The sequence below is a fragment of the Actinomycetota bacterium genome (genome assembly GCA_035759705.1).
In the GTDB taxonomy this organism is placed as follows: domain Bacteria; phylum Actinomycetota; class CADDZG01; order JAHWKV01; family JAHWKV01; genus JAJCYE01.
In genome coordinates this window covers 1-2,636 of record DASTUJ010000204.1, presented here as the reverse complement: position 1 = coordinate 2,636, position 2,636 = coordinate 1, and the positions used below count along the sequence as shown (strand labels likewise).

Annotated in this window: 3 protein-coding genes; 2 read left to right on the top strand and 1 reads right to left on the bottom strand. The window is 68.1% G+C overall.

What is annotated here, in order from left to right; genetic code table 11:
- Positions 1-4 precede the first annotated feature (4 nt).
- A complete protein-coding gene (locus tag VFV09_14330; GenBank protein HEU4868886.1) occupies positions 5-319 on the top strand; it encodes an EthD family reductase in 315 nt (104 codons plus the stop codon).
- Between the two features lie 118 nt (positions 320-437).
- Positions 438-1,493: an IS630 family transposase gene (locus VFV09_14325; GenBank protein ID HEU4868885.1), complete on the top strand. Its 1,056-nt coding sequence runs from the start codon at positions 438-440 to the stop codon at positions 1,491-1,493.
- A gap of 51 nt (positions 1,494-1,544) precedes the next feature.
- Here VFV09_14325 and VFV09_14320 read toward each other — a convergent pair.
- The coding region (locus VFV09_14320; GenBank protein HEU4868884.1) for an acetyl-CoA C-acetyltransferase at positions 1,545-2,636 on the bottom strand (1,092 nt) is incomplete at its 5' end.

Genomic DNA, 2,636 nt, shown 5'->3' with positions numbered 1-2,636 from the left:
TGAGATGAGCCGGGAGGACTTCGGGCAGTACCTGCGGGAGACCCACCTGCCCTTGGTCACCAGGCTGCCCGGGCTGCGGCGGTTGGTGGTGAACTGGGTGCTTCCGGACCCGAACGAGCCGCCGCCGGCCTACGACGCCGTCGCCGAGGACTGGTTCGATGACCCGGCGGCGATGGGCGCCGCCTTGGCCTCGCCCGAGGGGCAGGCGGTCGCCGCCGACGTCCCGAACGACCTGGACCTGAGCCGGGTCGCGCTCCTGGTCGTGGAGGAGGAGGACGTTCCCCTGCCCACAGGACCCGCCGCGTCCCCTGCCGGCTGAGGCCTCGCCAGAGACGGTTCCAAGCCGCTTCTCGCCTTCGCTGGGACCTCTCATCCTCGCTAGTGTCGCGTTAGCGAAGTGATTGGACGATTCTTGCGGACGGGGTAGAGAATCGGCCATGCCCAAAGCCGCCGCCGCGCTTGCGGCCTCCCCCAAGCAACTGGCCGAGCTGCAGACCTGGCTCCGCTCCCCCTCGCTTCCGTCTGGGCTCGCCCAACGCGCTCGGATCATCACCCTTGCTGCCGACGGGGTGGCCAACAGCGAGATCGCCGAGCTGCTCGGCTGCTCCCGCCAGACCGTGATCACTTGGCGCCAGCGCTTCACCCGATCAGGCATCGCTGGCCTCACCGACCGTCCCCGAGCTGGCCGCCCACCCACCATCGATGTGCACAAGGAACTGGAGATCGTCGCCGTCACCCTCGCCGGCCCGGCGCCGACCTCGGGCGAGACTCATTGGTCGACCCGGACGCTGGCCCGCGAGCTGGGCGTGAGCAACTTCACCATCGCCACCGTCTGGCGCGACCATGGCCTCAAGCCCTGGCGGACCGAGACCTTCAAGTTCTCCACCGACCCGCAGCTGGAAGCCAAGATCCACGACGTCGTCGGGCTGTACCTGCACCCACCCGAGAAGGCAGTGGTGCTGTGCGTGGACGAGAAGTCCCAGATCCAGGCGCTGGACCGCACCGCGCCGATCCTGCCGCTGCGGCCGGGGTTGGCCGAGCGGCGCACCCACGACTACTTCCGCCACGGCACCACCACGCTGTTTGCCGCCTTGGAGGTGGCCACCGGCAAGGTGACCGACCGCTGCTTTGACCGGCACCGCCACATCGAGTTCCTGGCCTTCTGCAAACAGGTCGCCAAGGCCTATCCGCGGCGGGAGCTGCACCTCGTGCTCGACAACTACGGCACCCACACCCATCCCAGGGTCCGGGCCTGGCTGGCCCGCAACCCAAGGATCCACCTGCATTTCACCCCGACCTCGGCGAGCTGGATGAATCTGGTGGAGATCTTCTTTGGGATCATCACCCGCAAGGCGATCCGCCGGGGGACCTTCACCAGCGTCGCCGACCTCATCCGGGCGATCCGGATCTTCATCGATGCCTGGAATCAGCGCTGCCAGCCGTTCCAGTGGACCAAGACACCAGAACAGGTCCTCGCCAAGGCCATGCGTTGAACCACTTCGCTAACGTGACATTAGCCAGACCGATGATCCATCGCGGCGAGCCTATCCCACCCGCTCGAATACCGCGGCGATGCCCATCCCGCCGCCGATGCAGAGCGTCACGAGCCCGTAGCGGGCCTGACGGCGCTCCAGCTCGTACAGGGCCTTGACGGTGAGCACCGCGCCCGTGGCTCCGATGGGGTGCCCCAGCGCGACCGCTCCGCCGACGGGGTTCATCTTCTCGTCGGGCACCTTGAGCTCCCGCTGCACCGCGAGGGCGACGGAGGCGTACGCCTCGTTCGCCTCGACGACGTCGATGTCATCGATAGTCAGCCCCGCCTTCTCCAGCGCCTTGAGCGACGCGGGCACCATGCCGATGCCCATGTAGGCCGGGTCGACGCCGCTGACCGCCGCCGAGACCAGCCGGCCGTTGACCGGCAGGCCGAACTCCTCCGACTTGGCCGCGCTGGTCACCAGCATCATCGCCGCACCGTCGTTGATACCGCTGGCGTTGCCGGCCGTCACGAGACCGTCCTTTTTGAATACCGGCCGCAGCCGCGCCAGGCCCTCCGCGGTGGAGTCGGGCCGCACGTGCTCGTCGGTGGTGAAGTCGACGGTCTGCTTCTTCTGCTTGATCGGCACGGGCACGATCTGGCCGGCGAAGAGTTCCTCGCTGTGGGCCTTGGCCGCGAGCTGGTGGCTGCGGGCGGCGTAGGCGTCGCAGTCCTCCCGGGTGATGCCGTACCGCTCCGCGACGTTCTCCGCGGTGATGCCCATGTGGTAGTCGTTGAAAGCGTCCCACAGGCCGTCGTTGACCATGTGATCAACGATCTTGGCGTCCGGCAGTCCCATGCGGTAGCCGTAGCGGCCCTTGGGCAACAGGAAGGGCGCCTGGTCCATGTTCTCGATCCCGCCGGCCAGCACCACGTCGGCGTCGCCGAGGGCGATCTCCTGGGCAGCATTGATGATCGCCTGCAGCCCCGAGCCGCACATCCGGTTGAGGGTCAGTCCCGGCGCCTCGACCGGGACACCGCTCTTCACCCCGACCTGGCGGCCGGGGTTCATGCCCTGACCCGCGGACAGGATGTTGCCGACGATCACCTGGTTGATGCGCGCGGGATCGATACCCGAGCGCGCAAGCACGGCCCTGCCCAC

Excerpts from the sequence above, each read along its gene's own strand:
- VFV09_14330 (HEU4868886.1), top strand. The coding sequence starts at position 5 with ATGAGCCGGGAGGACTTCGGGCAGTACCTGCGGGAGACCCACCTGCCC.
- VFV09_14325 (HEU4868885.1), top strand. The coding sequence starts at position 438 with ATGCCCAAAGCCGCCGCCGCGCTTGCGGCCTCCCCCAAGCAACTGGCC.